The organism is Rhodanobacter sp. ANJX3, from assembly GCF_014200755.1.
GTDB lineage: Bacteria > Pseudomonadota > Gammaproteobacteria > Xanthomonadales > Rhodanobacteraceae > Rhodanobacter.
The window spans coordinates 69457-84488 of the sequence record NZ_JACHCM010000003.1; the positions used below are offsets into that span (position 1 = coordinate 69457).

The window sequence follows — 15032 nt, forward strand, 5'->3', positions numbered from 1 at the left end:
AGCGCAGGTCGTCAGCCCCCTCCTGTTCAGAGGGCTGGCGCCACTCAGGCCAATTTAAAGCCGGAAATCACCTCCCGCAGCTGCGCCGCCTGTTCGTTCATCAGCTTGGCTGCCGCGGCGGCCTCCTCGACCAGGGCGGCATTTTGCTGCGTCGTGTTGTCGATCTGGGTCACTGCGCTGTTGATCTGATCGATTCCCTGGCTCTGCTCGCGACTGGCCTGCATGATCTCGGATATGAGCGTCGCCATGCCGCTGACGCCGCCATGAAGGGCGTCATTGGCGGTACGCGTCTCGTTGACCAGCCGGGTGCCGACGTCCACGTTTTCGACCGACTCGGTGGTCAGCCGCTTGATGTCCTTGGCCGCCAACGCCGAACTTTGCGCCAGTCGCCGAACTTCCTCCGCCACGACGGCGAAGCCCCTGCCCTGCTCGCCAGCCCTTGCCGCCTCGACCGCGGCGTTGAGCGCCAGCAGATTGGTCTGGAAGGCGATGCCGTCGATCACGCCCGTGATATCGGCAACCTTTCGCGACGATTCGTTGATGGCGGTCATGGTCTCCAGCATCCTCGCGCCGCTCTCGGCGCTGCTGACCGACATCTTCGATACCTCGCCGGCCATGATGTTGGCCTGGCTGGCGTTTTCCGCATTGTGCTTGACCGTGGCCGCCAGTTCCTCCATGGAGGCAGCCGTCTCTTCGAGCGAACTGGCCTGCGTCTCGGTCCGCGCCGAAAGCTCCAGATTGCCATCGGCTAGCTGCCGCGTGGTCGCAGCGATCGCCAACGCGCCACTTTGCACTTGCAGCAGCATGGCCTGCAGGCGCGCGATAAAATGATTGAAGCTTTCGACCACGGCGTTGAATTCGCTGCCCTGCCCCAACGGCAGGCGTCGGGTAAGGTCGGCGTCGCCACTGGACAGCTCGTCGATATTTGCCTTGAGCAAGCTAAAGCGGCGTGTCAACAGATTGATTCCGAACACCAGCAGCGCCAGCAGCAGCGCGGCCATCGGCAGTTGTACCAGGCCAAGTTTGTACAGGATCCGGTCGCTGTTGACGGTCAGCAGCCGGTCGTCCATGCCAGTCACCAGCCACCATGGACTGCCCTCGATCGGACGCATCGTCAGCGTATAGTTTTGACCATCGACCTGATAGGCCTGCTCCAGCGGCTGGTTCTGCGCGAGCCGGGGTAGCACGGACTGGATGGCCGCGAACATCGGCGCCTGTCCTGCCACGTCGGCCACATTCTTCAGCACGATGGGATCCTTGACCAGACTGCTGTTGCTGACGATTTTGCCGTCCGCCTCGACGATCAGCACCTGGCCATGGATGCGCTTCTCCATATCGGCAACCAGGGTATTGAAAAAGCCGAGGGTCAGATCGATGGTGGAAACACCGTAGATCTTGTCATCCTTGTAGATGACCATCGCGCAGTTGGTCCGCGGCTGGTCGCTGGCATCGTCCTTGTAGGCCTTGGCCCAGGGGCAGTGACCTCTGGGCGCATGCAGGCCGGCAAGGTACCAGGGCTGCTCGTAGTATTTGAGCGCTGCCGGCGTATTCCAGTGGGTATTGATCGCCAGCGCCTGGTCCGTGCCGCGTGCGTAGAACGTGCTGTCCCGCTCCAGTTTCGGATCGCGCTGGTAGGGCAGCGGCCATATGCCGCCGCCGAACACGTTCGTGTCGCCGTATTGATTGAGCAAACCGGGCAGCAGATGATCGATGCTGCCGCTGTCCATCAGCGGGACGGCCTCGGTGATGGCGCGCGACTGCGCCTCGATCTGGGTCATTTTGCCCTTGATCGTGTTGCTGATGGTTTCGACATGGCCGGCCACTACCTGAGCTTCTTCCTTGCGTAGTTCCGGCGTCACATAAATCTGTATGACCGCTACGGTCATCACCACCATCACAACAAAAAAGGCCGTAACGAAAAGCGAGTAGCGAGCTTTTATCGATTTTGCGAAATGCATGTCTATCGCTCTTCTAAAGAAAGCCAGGTATGGGGCTCGGCAAAAGCGATATCGGCACGAATGGGATTTCCTTAACTCGGACAACCACGAAGCACCATGCTGGACTGCGACGTGGGCATGGCCTGGGGGCTTGGCGACCGCCGCTGTTTACCTGTCGGCAAAAGAAGGTTGATTTCCACGTCGCACTCCGTTTGACGGCAACCTATTCGGCTCGACACCGAGGCGGTCACGGCGTCGGGCGAAGCGATCGCCTGGGTGCGCAGGCAGGTTTATGTGCGGCTGAAGCCCAAGGCGCGTTGAGTCAACCGCCAAACCGTTACGTCATTATCTTGATCTTGCGGGGCGCACTCACTCGCGCTCGAAGCGCGCAATGTCTTCTGCCGCAGCCTGCGCTCTGCGAATGCCGGCGCCGGTGGCGCTGTTGTCCAGGCGCAAACCCAGCGCGGTGCGCTGCGGACGGTGCGCCCAACGGTAAAACCATCCTGTGCCGAGCAATCCGAGCGCGCCGACGGCCAACTGGATCCAGATCACCTGCGGTGCGGTCTGCAGGATCGCGCCGTGCGACGCCACCACCAGCAGAGGCGCCGTCAAAAACCACCACGGAAGGCCAACTACGCAGGCGCCGCCAACCACATAGATTTTTCGCAGCGTCAGCAGCTGCCTCTGAATGGTGATGACGGGCGCGCCGAAGTCGATGCGCGCAATCTGCGCCTGCACCATCGCCCCGACGATGATCATGCCCAGAAAATAGGCGTGCAATAGAAGCCCGGCAATCGCTACGGCCGATTGATCGCGATGCGCGACCCACATGGGAACGAACAACAGCAACCCGACGACGCCGATCGCCATTTGCAAACCCTGACCCCACACCAGCGGTCGCAATCCGCGACGTGCCTTGTCCGCCCGTGAATCACGGAATGTCTGCACATGCAACGCATAGTGCTGCTCGATCCGTCGGTCGAGGTTCTGCCAGGCCTGCTTCATCTCATCGAGTTCCATGGTCATGCTCCAGTGACTGCTACGCCGGTCATCTGCGCGCGCAGCTTTTGTTTGATGCGACTGATCTTGGTCGCCACATTGGTTTCGCTGATGCCGAGTACGTCCGCCATTTCGGTGTAACTGCGATCTTCGAGATACAGCAGAATCAGCGCGCGATTGAGCTCATCGAGCTGGCCGATAAAGGCATACAACGCGGTCAGCCGCTCGTCGGGTTCCGCGATGGTTTCGCCACCGCCGACCGTTTCCAGATGGCGCGCCTCCAGCGGTTCGAAACGCTCGCCGTCGGACCAGCGCGCGCGCCGCGCCTGCGAAATCGCCACGTTGAGCGCGATCCGATACGTCCAGGTGGAAAATTTCGCCCGCGCCTCGTCGTAGCTGCCGAACGAGCGCCACAGCTGCGCGCTGATTTCCTGCATCAGGTCGTCGCGATCGACCACGCTGCGGCTGTAAAGGGCCGCCACCTTGAACACGATGCCACGATGTTGCTGCAGCAGATGTTCGAAGCGTTGCTGATGCTGTCTGGCGGTCATAGACGCAGTGGTTTCCCCAAGGTTCCATCCATGATTCGCACGCGCGCAGAAAAAATCACAGCACACGACAGGCCTATCGACCGGGCACAGGCTTGCCGCACAGTTCGAGCGATTGATCGCACAGCGAACCAACAGCGGTTACCGCGCGCGCAGCTCGCCTACAATGATGGCGTCCCCGCCCAACAGAATCCTTCGATGCCCCCTCTGCGCGTCAAACGCTACCTGATCACCGGTCTGCTGACCTTTATTCCGCTCTGGGTGACCTGGCTGGTATTCAAATTCGTACTGAGTCTGCTGGCCGGCATCGGTGCACCGATGGTTACCGCCCTGCTCGGCGCGCTGGCACTGGTCGCGCCCAATGCCGCCGCGGCGCTGAATGCGGATTGGCTGGTTTTCATCATTGCACTGCTGATCACCCTGGCCGCGCTTTATCTGCTGGGTTTTGTCGCCAACCGGGTGATCGGCCAGCGCTTCATCAACGCCTTCGACGGCCTGCTGGCGCGCATTCCAGTAGTGCAGACCATTTATGGCGGCACTAAAAAATTGATGGCGGTGCTGCAGAACAAGCCCTCCGGCGTGCAGCGCGTGGTACTGGTGGAATTTCCCCGGCGCGGCATGAAGGTCGTGGGGTTCGTCACCCGGGTCATGCACGAGGACGGCGGCCGCCGCGAAATGGCCTCGGTCTTCATCCCGACCACGCCCAACCCGACCGGTGGCTATCTGGTGGTGGTGCCGTTGGACGAGCTGACGCCGACCGACTGGACGATGGATCAGGCGATGGCGTTCATCATTTCCGGCGGCGCGGTGGCGCCCGACACGCTGCCCGCTTCGCCGACAGCGCTCGCCGATCGCCTTGACGGAGATCGCCCATGAGGCGACGCGCACGCCCGCTGATACTCTCCATTCTGCTGGCGGGCATTGGCCTGACCGCACAGGCGAACGCTTCCAGCGCCAACGACTGGATCACGCCCGCCGAAGCCTCCCAGTTCCGCACCACGCCCAGCTACGCGGATACGCTCGCCTACCTGCGGCGGCTGCAGCAGGCAGCGCCTGGCATGATTCATCTACAAACCTTCGGCACCACGCCCGAAGGCCGGCCGATGGTGGCGGTGATCGCCAGCGGCGACGGCAGTTTCGATCCCGCGACGGCGCGCAAGGCCGGCAAGCCGGTGGTGCTGGTGCAGGCGGGCATACATCCCGGCGAGATCGAAGGCAAGGATGCGGGCCTGATACTGCTGCGCGATATCGCCATCACGCATAAATACCCGCATCTGCTCGATCGCCTGGTGCTGGTCTACATTCCGGTGTTCAGCGTCGACGGCCACGAAAACTCGACGCCGTACAACCGTATCAACCAGAACGGCCCAGCCAGCATGGGCTTTCGTGCACAGTCGCAGTACCTCAATCTCAACCGCGATTACATCAAGGCCGACGCGCCGGAAATGCTGGCATGGCTGAAGCTGTGGCAGACCTGGCTGCCGGATTTCCTGATCGACGTACACACCACCGATGGTGCCGATTACCAGTACGACCTGACTTGGTATACCGAAGATCCGCACAAGCTCGATCCGGCCGTCAGCGCCTGGCAGCACGATGCCATTGTCGATCACGCGATACCGGCGTACGAAAAGCGTGGCCATCTCGCGTCGATCTATCTGGAATTCAAAGATGGCCGCGATCCGCGCAAGGGCATCGAGAATTTCGGCTCCGGCCCGCGCTTTTCCACCGGCTACGCGGCACTGCAAAACCGTCCCGCCCTGCTGATCGAAACCCACATGCTGAAGAGTTATCAGAAGCGTGTGCAGGCCACCGTCGATCTGGTCGAGCTGATGCTGCAACAGGTCAACCAGCACCCGAAGGGGCTGCTCGCCGCCACGGCCAAGGCGGATGCCAACGTCATCGCGCGTGCGCATGATGCGCAGGCTAGGGTCCCGCTGACTTTCAAGGCCGATTCGCAGTCCACGCCGTTCACGCTGAAAGGCTACGCTTTCACCCTCACGCACAGCGATATCTCCAACAGCAACTGGATCCAATACGACCCGAGCAAGCCAAAAACCTATGCCATCGAGAACTGGAACGGACTGCTGCCCGATCTATCCATCACCCCGCCGGCCGCCTATGCGATACCTGCGCAGTGGACGGCGATCATCGACAAGCTCGATGCCCACGGCATTCGCTATCGGCGACTCGATCATGCGGTGACGATCCACGCCGAGGGCTATCAGCTCGATCAGCCGAAGTGGGCGAATCAACCGTTCGAAGGCCATCTGATGCTGCGCGATTTCACGCTTCACGCCGTCGCACGCGCCGTCGGATTGCCGGCCGGCTCGGTGATCGTGCCGATGGATCAGCGCGCCGCCAATGTTGCGATCAATCTACTCGAACCGCAGGCGCCCGATTCGCTGCTGCAGTGGGGTTTTCTCAACGCGATATTCGAGCAGAAGGAATACGGCGAGCCGCGCGTGCTGGAAAAGCTGGCGCGCGACATGATGGCCAAGGATCCCGCCCTGAAAACGGCGTTCGATAAGAAGCTGCAGAGCGATCCTGCCTTCGCCGCAGATACCAACGCCCGTCTGGCGTTTTTCTACGAGCGTTCGCCCTGGTACACCGTGCAGCATATCGGTGCGTACCCGGTACTCCGGCTCGATACAGAGCAGGCAGCGGCACTGGAGGCTTCTGCGCATTGATGCGCCGCTCGCTGAGGAAAAACGCCTGTCGACGGTTGAGTTCTCAGAGCCTGTTCATGGTCTCAAGGCACCCTCCGTCGCGCACGCCCGAATCCTGTACGTCTTGCCGTTTCAGGGGTGGGTACAGCCACCCCTGACCTTTGACACTGTCTCACCCATGACGTATGACCTAGCGTCGCCAGGTGCGGCTGCGTTTTGCGGGGCATCCGGCAACCCGCCGCCAAGGCATTACCACGCTATTCGCCCGGACGGGCGACATCCATCTACAGAGGGAAATCCATGACGAAGCAGTATTTGAAGCCCCTGGCACTGGCCGTGAGCCTGGCCCTGTCACTGACCGCCTGCGGCAAGAGCGACGAGCAAGCTGCCGCGCCGGCCCCTGCCCCGGCAGCCACCGCACCGGCGCCGAGCGCCAGCACCGCACCAGCGGCGGCAGCGACGACGGCTGCGACCAGCAGTTTCGACGTCAGCGAAATCGATCCGAGCCTCAAGGCCTGCGCGGACTTCAACGGCTTCGTCAACGCCAAGTGGATCGCCGCCAACCCGATTCCGGCCGATCAGAGCAGCTGGGGCGCGTTCAATATCCTCGCTGAGAAGAGCCTCAAGACCCAGCACGACATCGTCGACGACGCAGCCAAGAACGCCGACAGCGCCAAGGCCGGTTCGATCGAGCAGAAGATCGGCTGGCTCTATCACTCGGGCATGGACGAGGCGACCATCGAAAAGAACGGCTTCGACCCGATCAAGCCCAAGCTCGACGCGATCGCCGGCCTGAAGAACGGCACCGACGTGGCGAATTTCATCACCAAGAGCTACGCCGACGGCGATATGCAGGTGTTCCAGTTCGGCGCCAGCGGCGACTTCAAGCATGCCGATACGCAGATCGGTTTCGCCAACGAGGCCGGCCTGGGTCTGCCGACCAAGGACTACTACACCAAGCCGGAATACAAGGATATCCGCGACGCCTACGTGGCCTATATCGCCAAGTCCCTGGAGCTGACCGGCGTGTCCGAAGACGATGCCAAGAAGCAGGCCGACGAGGTGCTGAAGTTCGAGACCGCGCTGGCCGCCGCCTCGCTGTCGCCGGTCGAAGAGCGCGACATCAAGAACGAGTACCACTTCGTCACAGTGAAGGAAGCCGACAAGGTCACACCGCATTTCAGCTGGGAGAAGTTCTTCGACGCCCAGGGCCTGAAGATCGACAAGGGCTTCTCGCTGTCGCAGCCGAAGTTCTTCGCCCAGTTCGACAAGATGCTGGCCAGCACGCCGGTCGAGCAGTGGCAGGCTTACCTGCGCTTCCACGCGATTGATGATGCGTCGCCATATCTGAGCAAGAATTTCCAGGACAACAAGTTCGCCTTCTATGGCACCACCCTGGCCGGCCAGCCGCAGCAGAAGCCGCAGTGGAAGCGCGTGCTAGGCGCCGTCAACGCCAGCATGGGCGAAGCGCTGGGTCAGCTGTATGTCGCCAAGGAGTTCACTCCCGAAGCCAAGCAGCGCGCCGAAGAGCTGGTGACCAACATCCGCAACGCGCTGAAAGCGCGCATCGAGAACCTCGACTGGATGAGCGCCGACACCAAGGCCAAGGCGATCGACAAGTGGAACAAGTTCCTGCCGAAGATCGGCTACCCCGACAAATGGCGCGACTGGTCCGGCCTCGACATCAAGCCGGACAACTACTACGCCAATATTCTGGCCGCCGGCAAGTTCAACTACGACTACGACATCGCCAAGATCGGCAAGCCGACCGACCGCAAGGAATGGGGCATGACTCCGCAGACGGTCAACGCGTACTACAACCCGAGCGACAACACGATCAACTTCCCGGCCGCAATCCTGCAGCCGCCCTTCTTCGACGCCAAGGCCGACGACGCGATCAACTACGGCGGCATCGGTGCCGTGATCGGTCACGAATCCAGCCACGGTTTCGACGATCAAGGCAGCCAGTTCGATGGCGACGGCAATCAGAAGGACTGGTGGAGCAAGGACGACAAGGCCAAGTTCGACGCGCGCACCGACAAGCTGGTCAAGCAGTTTGACGAGTACGCACCGCTGAAGGACAAGCCGGACCTGCACGTCAACGGCAAGCTGACCCTGGGCGAAAACATCGCCGACCTGGGCGGCCTCAACGTCGCCTATGACGCGCTGCAGACCGCGCTGAAGGCCAATCCGACCGAGGCAAGCCAGAAGATCGACGGCTACACCGAAGATCAGCGCTTCTTCCTCAACTGGGCGCGCGTCTGGCGCGGCAGCATGCGCGAGAAGACCTCGATCCTGCGCATCAATACCGACCCGCATGCCCCGATGGGTCTGCGTGCGATCGGTGCGCCGTCGAACATGCCAGCATTCGCCGCCGCGTTCGAGTGCAAGGCGGGCGACGCGATGGTGCGTCCGGCCGATACGCAGGTGAAAATCTGGTAACACCAGCCCTCGAGTACCGCCGGTTCCAGCGGTACTGACAAACAAAAGCCCCGCATACCCTTGCGGGGCTTTTGTTTGTATGGAGGCGCTCGACCCTCAAATGCTAGCGATTTACCCAGCCTACAAATGCGATAAGTATTGCAAATCATTCTCATTAAAAATATCGTATGCAAATACTTGCGTCAGCGAACACGTCGCGCCAGGCCTTGCCGTGACGATTTCCGTTGGCCGACGCCCTGTATCCGGCTACTGCGCACTCTCTGCATTCGCAAGACGCGTCAGGTTTTTTTCGACACGCAACGCTTCAACAAACGGAATTTCTATGGCCTTCATCAAGAGCCGCAAGCACCCGATCGTCGCGAGCGATGACGCCTCAAACCCGTCCAGACCGTCCTGCGGCATGGTCACCGCTGCCGCTCTGCTGACCGGTTTCGTACTGGCACTGCCGGCCGCCGCCACGGATGTTTCGACCGACGCTCAGGCGACCAACGCGAAGAACCTCCAGGGCGTCAAGGTCACCGCCAACGGCGTCAGCGATTATCGTGTCGACAAGGTGGCCTCTCCGAAATTTACCCAGCCGCTGCTCGACACCACCCAGACCGTCAGCATCATCGGCAAGGACCTGATCCAGCAGCAGGGCGCTACCACGCTGACCGAGGCGCTGAAAAACAGCCCGGGCGTCGGCACGTTCTACGCTGGCGAAAACGGTACCACCTCGACCGGCGACGCCATCTACATGCGCGGGTTCGACACCTCCAACAGCATCTTCGTCGACGGCGTGCGCGATCTCGGTTCGATCTCGCGCGACACGTTCAATATCGAGCAAATCGAGGTGTTCAAGGGTCCAGCCGGCACCGACAACGGCCGCACCGCGCCGACCGGCGCGATCGATCTGGTAAGCAAGCAGCCGATGATCGGCAACGCCGTTTCCGCCGGTGTCTCGTACGGCGGTGGCGGCAACCGACGCCGTACGACCGCCGACTGGAATCAGACGCTGAGCGACACCTCGGCCTTCCGCCTCAACGTCATGGGCCAGGACGCGGGCGTTCCCGGTCGCGACAAGGTCGAAAACAATCGCTGGGGCATAGCGCCGACGCTGGCCTTCGGCCTCGGCACGCCGACGCGGGTGTATCTGGATTACCTGCATATCAAGCAGAACAACGTGCCCGACGGCGGCGTACCGACCATAGGCCTGCCCGGCTACAGCAGCCCGGATCCGACCCGCCCGCAGCTGACCCATGCGGCAATGGTCGATTCGAGCAATTTCTACGGCACCGACAACGACTTCGATCACGTCAAGGCCGACATGTTCACCGCGAAAATCGAGCACGATTTTTCGCCCGACGTGACATTGCACAACACGCTGCGCTGGGGCCGCACCAGCGAAGACTATCTGCTCACCTCGTTTCTCGGCAGCGCGGCCAACCTGCTGACGCCGAATATCAACAATCCGTCGACCTGGACGATCGCGCGCAGCAACCCGACGTTCAAACAGCAGGTCAACAAGATCCTCACCGACCAGGCCAACGTCACGGCGAATTTCGAAACCGGCGGCATTGTTCACAACCTCAGCGCCGGCATCGAGCTGACCCAGGAAAAACTCGCCACCGGCGGCCTGGGCGTGCTCAACGGCAGCAAGTGGCCCGCAGCGAATCTGTACGACCCGTATGCGGACGTGCAGGGCCTGGTCTACGGCAATACCGGGGCGCACTCCAACGGCAAGACCGATACGGAAGCAGCCTACGTTTTCGACACGCTGAAGTTCGGCGAACAGTGGCAGGTGAACGCCGGCGTGCGGCTGGACCACTATTCCACCGACTTCAGCAGCGCCGTGGTGTGCGGTGCGAAAAATGGACCTGCCTGCGGAACCTCGCCCGCCGGCACCGTGCTGCCGGGCGTCAACGCCAGCAAATCGGGCAACCTGCCGAACTACAAACTCGGCGTACTGTACAAACCGGCGGCCAACGGCAGCATCTACGCCAACTTTGCCGTTTCAGAGGAACCACCGGGCGGCAGCAGTCTGTCGCTGAGTTCATCCGCCAACAGCGCCGACAATCCGATCTTCGATCCGGAAAAAGCGCGCACCATCGAGTTCGGCACCAAGTGGGATCTGCTCGACCAGAAGCTCTTTGTGACGGCAGCGCTCTATCGCACTACGGTGAGCAACGACGTGGTGCAGGATCCGGTCGATCTGCAGTATTACCAAATCGGCAAAAAGCGTGTGCAAGGCATCGAACTCACCGCGGTGGGCAAGATCACCGAGAACTGGGCGGTCAGCACCGGCTTCACCACGATGAACGCCACGGTCGACAGCGGACCCAATGTATCCGCCGACGGCTCCAGCGATCTGGCCTACACGCCGAAGAAAGCCTTCACGGCGTGGACCACCTACCACCTGCCGTTCGACCTCACCATCGGCGGCGGCGCGCGTTACTCGGGAGAGCTCAAGCGCGGCACGGACAGCGCCATCGGTACGCCGGCTTACACCGACGCCTACTGGGTGTTCGACGCCATGGCGAGCTACCCGGTGAACAAGCATCTCAGCCTGCAGCTCAACGTCTACAACCTGTTCGACAAGAGCTACGTCGCCTCGATCAACAAGAGCGGCTATCGTTACATTCCGGGAACCCCGCGCTCGGCCATGATCACGGCCAACCTGCAGTTCTGATCCGGACGTGCGGCAGCCGGGCCTCTTGATCGACAAGTGTTGAAAAGCCGTCTCGGCCCGCTGGCGCATCGCTTGGCGGGCCGAAAACGATAGGCACGCGCCGGAGTTCTTTATGCTGCTGCACATTCCCGCTGTTCTAAGCCGCGCTCAGGTCACGCAGATGCGCGAGGCGCTGAACGGTGCGGACTGGACCGACGGCCGCGAAACCGTCGGCCACCAAGGCGCGCAAGTGAAGCAGAATCAGCAGCTGCCGAATGCATCGCCGCTGCGCGCCGAGCTGGGCGAAATCGTTCTGTCGGCGCTCGCCCATCAGCCGCTGTATCACGCCGCCACCTTGCCGCTGCGCACCCTGCAGCCGCGCTTCAATCGCTACGAGGGCGGCGGCCAGTACGGTTTCCACGTCGATGGCGCGATGATGGAACTGCCCGCCGGCGGCCATCTGCGCAGCGATATCTCCTGTACGCTTTTTCTCAGCGAACCCGACGATTACGACGGCGGCGAGCTGATCGTCAGCGACACTTACGGCGAGCACGACGTCAAACTGCCGGCCGGCGATCTCATCGTCTATCCCTCAAGCAGCCTGCACCGCGTGCAGCCGGTAACCCGCGGCACCCGGCTTGCCGCGTTTTTCTGGGTACAAAGCATGATCCGCGACGACGCACGGCGACGCATGCTGTTCGAACTGGATACCTCGGTACAAACGCTCACCCGCTCCGGCGCCGATGCCAGCGTGCTGCTCACGCTCACCGGCGTTTATCACAATCTTCTACGGCAATGGGCCGAGACCTGAACTCAGCGCTCGCCATTACCGGCATCGACAGCACACACAAAGCGGTCCATACGACATCGACGGTTCCCAGCGAGCGCGCGTGGGCGGATAATTCCCGGCCCACGATGCAATACGGCAGTTCAATGTTTGTTCCTGGTCAACGCTGGATCTCTTCCGCCGAACCTGAGTTGGGTCTCGGCACCGTTCTTCGCGTCGAAGGACGCGGTGTGCAGGTGCTGTTTGCCAAGGCCGGCATTCTCCGGCCTTATGCGATCGACTCGGCGCCGCTGCTGCGCGCTGAATTTCGCGCGGGCCAACGCGTCTCCGGCAAGGGCATCGCGTTTCTGGTGGAACGCGTCGAGATTCGCGACGAGTTGCTGATCTACCGCGGCGAAGGTCGCGAGCTGGAAGAAGGCCAGCTCGACGACGAACAGAGCGTGAGCCAGGCCGACGACCGCCTGATCGGCGGACGCACCGATTCGGTCGCACAGTTCGAGCTGCGGCTGGAAGGCCTGCGCCGTCGTGCCGAAGCGCGCCGCTCGCCCGCGTGGGGCCTCGGCGCGGCGCGCATCGGCCTGGTGCCGCATCAGCTGCGCGTGGCGGGCATCGCTTCCGCGCGCCGACCGCCGCGCGTGCTGCTGGCCGACGAGGTGGGCCTGGGCAAAACGATCGAAGCGGGCATGATCATCGCGCGCCAGCTCGCCACCGGCCGCGCCTCGCGCGTGCTGCTGCTGTTGCCCGATACGCTGGTCTACCAGTGGTTCGTCGAGCTGCTGCGCCGCTTCAATCTCAGCTTTGCGATCTACGACGAGGAGCGCTGCGAGGCGCTGCAGTCGTCCGGCGAGGACGACGCCGAAGATGCCGGCAATCCGTTCGAAGACGAACAACTGGTCATCGCCGACTTCGGCTTTCTGGAAAACTCGCCGAAATACGCCGCGCAGCTGCTGGCCGCGCCGTGGGATCTGCTGGTGGTGGACGAGGCGCATCATCTGGCGTGGTCGCCGGAGGCGACCAGCCCGCGCTATGCGATGGTCGAGAAACTCGCCGCCGCGATTCCCGGCGTGATCCTGCTCACCGCGACACCCGAGCAGCTTGGCCGCAGCGGCCACTTTGCCCGACTGCGCCTGCTCGATCCGCAGCGGTATCACGATCTGGACGGCTATCTGGCGGAGGCCGACGACTATCAGGCGCTGTCGGCCATCGCCGATCGACTGCTCGACGGTGTGGCGCTGGACGATGCTCAGCGCCGTACCCTGGCCGATGCTTTTAATGGCGACGAGACGCTGACCGCCTATCTGGACGACGCTACCAAGCCCGCCCACGCGCGCGAGCTGCTGGCGGCGCTGATCGACCGCCACGGCACCGGCCGCGCGATGTTCCGCAATCGCCGCGCGGGCATCGGCGGCTTCCCCAATCGCGTGCCCGAGTGGCATGTGCTGGATGCCGACACGGTCGAGGACAGCACGCGCCAGGCGCTGCTGGCCGAGTTCCATGCGGATATCCAGCAGCCGCCGGTGTTGATGGAGGTGAATTACGCCAATGATCCGCGTATCGATGCACTTATCTCGCTGCTGGAAAAATTTCCGCAGGACAAGTTTCTGCTGATCTGCCGCAGCCAGGCCAAGGTGCTGGCACTCGAAGAGGCGCTGCGCACGCGCAGCGGCGTCGGCGTGGCCCGTTTCCACGAAGGCCTGGGCATCATCCAGCGCGACCGCAACGCGGCATATTTCGCCCAGCCCGACGGCGCGCGGCTGCTGCTGTGTTCGGAGATCGGCTCGGAAGGCCGCAATTTCCAGTTCGCCCATCATTTGATCCTGTGGGATCTGCCGCTCGACCCCGACCTGCTCGAACAGCGCATCGGCCGACTCGACCGCATCGGCCAGCAGCACGACATCCAGATCCATATTCTCGTGGTTGCCGACAGTGCCCAGCACGTGCTGGCGCGCTGGTACGACGAGGGCGTGGACGCGTTCCGGGTCAGCCCCGCCGACGGGCGCGAGCTGCTGCGCCGCTACGGCGAACCGCTGGCCAAGCTGGCCGACGAGCACGCCCGCGGCGACGACAACCGCGACCAGGAGCTCGACGTGCTCCTGGCCGAAACGCGCAGCAGCCATGAGCAGATGGCCGAATTGATCAGCGCCGGCCGCGACCACCTGCTGGAGCTGGCCGCCAGCCGCGACCTGCACGCCGACGAGCTGCAGCAGGCGTTCGCACGCGAGGACCGCGACCCGGGCCGCGACGGCTTTATCCAGCGCCTGCTGGAGGCCTTCGGCATCCACGCCGAGGAGCTGAGCAGCCAGGTACTGCTGCTCGATCCGCAATACCTCTCCACCGACGCCCTGCCCGGCTTCGCCGAAGGCCCGCAGTCGGTCACCTTTTCACGCGAGGTGGCGCTGGCGCGCGAGGACTTGCCGCTGCTGCGGCTCGATCACCCGCTGATCGCCGGCGCGATGGATCTGGCGCTGTCCGGCGAACAGGGCAACGCGGCCTTTATGGTCGACGACGAATTGCCGGCGCGCTCCGCCCTGCTGCAGGCCGTCTACGTGCTCGAGTGCGTGGCCGATCGCAAGCTCGACGCGGAGCGCTTTTTGCCGACGCTGCCGATCGTGGTCACCGTGGACACCAAGCTGGCCGAGCGGGTCGATTTCCAGCCCAGCGAAACGGCCCTGCGCCGCGCTGCGCAGCGCACGATCGAAGTGGTCCGCTACCGCAAGTTTCTCAACAAGCTGGTGCCGCCGATGCTGGGGCGCGCTGAAAAGCTGGCCGAGGCCTACGGACAAACCAGCATCGACGATGCGCTGGCGCTGGCGACGAGCACGCTGGACGCGGAGCTATCGCGTCTGGTCGCCCTGCACGCGGTAAACCCCTCGATCAGCGAAACCGAGATCACCGCCGTCGCCGACGAACGCACGGCTCTGCTGGCGGCACTGCCGCAGTCGCGGCTGCGGTTGGATGCGGTGCGCTTCGTGGTCAGCGCCGACTTTCTCGTGCTGCGCTGAT

The 15032-nt window shown here is 62.9% G+C and carries 9 protein-coding genes; 6 read left to right on the top strand and 3 right to left on the bottom strand.

The features are described from left to right. Positions 1-44: 44 nt before the first annotated feature. From HDE76_RS08795 to HDE76_RS08805, 3 genes are all read right to left on the bottom strand, one after another. Positions 45-1886: a methyl-accepting chemotaxis protein gene (locus tag HDE76_RS08795; protein ID WP_221262368.1), complete on the bottom strand. Its 1842-nt coding sequence runs from the start codon at positions 1884-1886 to the stop codon at positions 45-47. 420 nt (positions 1887-2306) lie between these two features. Continuing rightward, positions 2307-2957 (bottom strand): hypothetical protein, encoded by a 651-nt coding sequence (locus HDE76_RS08800; RefSeq protein WP_179479562.1) that lies wholly within the window; start codon positions 2955-2957, stop codon positions 2307-2309. 2 nt (positions 2958-2959) lie between these two features. Further along, the gene (locus HDE76_RS08805; protein ID WP_179479561.1) at positions 2960-3487 is read right to left on the bottom strand and encodes a sigma-70 family RNA polymerase sigma factor; all 528 of its coding nucleotides are present in this window, start codon (positions 3485-3487) and stop codon (positions 2960-2962) included. 195 nt (positions 3488-3682) lie between these two features. On the opposite strand from HDE76_RS08805, the gene HDE76_RS08810 reads away from it, so the two are divergent. The 6 genes from HDE76_RS08810 to rapA all read left to right on the top strand — a co-directional run bounded on the left by HDE76_RS08810 (position 3683) and on the right by rapA (position 15031). Continuing rightward, positions 3683-4360, top strand: a complete 678-nt coding sequence (locus HDE76_RS08810) for a DUF502 domain-containing protein (protein ID WP_179479560.1) — start codon at positions 3683-3685, stop codon at positions 4358-4360. Next, positions 4357-6174: a M14 family metallopeptidase gene (locus HDE76_RS08815; protein WP_184506800.1), complete on the top strand. Its 1818-nt coding sequence runs from the start codon at positions 4357-4359 to the stop codon at positions 6172-6174. The genes HDE76_RS08810 and HDE76_RS08815 overlap by 4 nt, the downstream gene beginning before the upstream one ends. A 279-nt stretch (positions 6175-6453) precedes the next feature. Continuing rightward, positions 6454-8595, top strand: a complete 2142-nt coding sequence (locus HDE76_RS08820) for a M13-type metalloendopeptidase (protein WP_184506801.1) — start codon at positions 6454-6456, stop codon at positions 8593-8595. Positions 8596-8917: 322 nt separating this feature from the next. Next, positions 8918-11263, top strand: coding sequence for a catecholate siderophore receptor Fiu (locus HDE76_RS08825; RefSeq protein ID WP_184506803.1), 2346 nt, complete (start codon positions 8918-8920; stop codon positions 11261-11263). A gap of 112 nt (positions 11264-11375) precedes the next feature. Next, positions 11376-12053 carry a Fe2+-dependent dioxygenase gene (locus HDE76_RS08830; protein WP_179479548.1) on the top strand — a complete coding sequence of 226 codons (678 nt, stop codon included), beginning with the start codon at positions 11376-11378 and terminating at the stop codon, positions 12051-12053. A gap of 122 nt (positions 12054-12175) precedes the next feature. Then, positions 12176-15031, top strand: coding sequence for an RNA polymerase-associated protein RapA (rapA, locus tag HDE76_RS08835; protein WP_184506805.1), 2856 nt, complete (start codon positions 12176-12178; stop codon positions 15029-15031). Position 15032 lies beyond the last annotated feature (1 nt).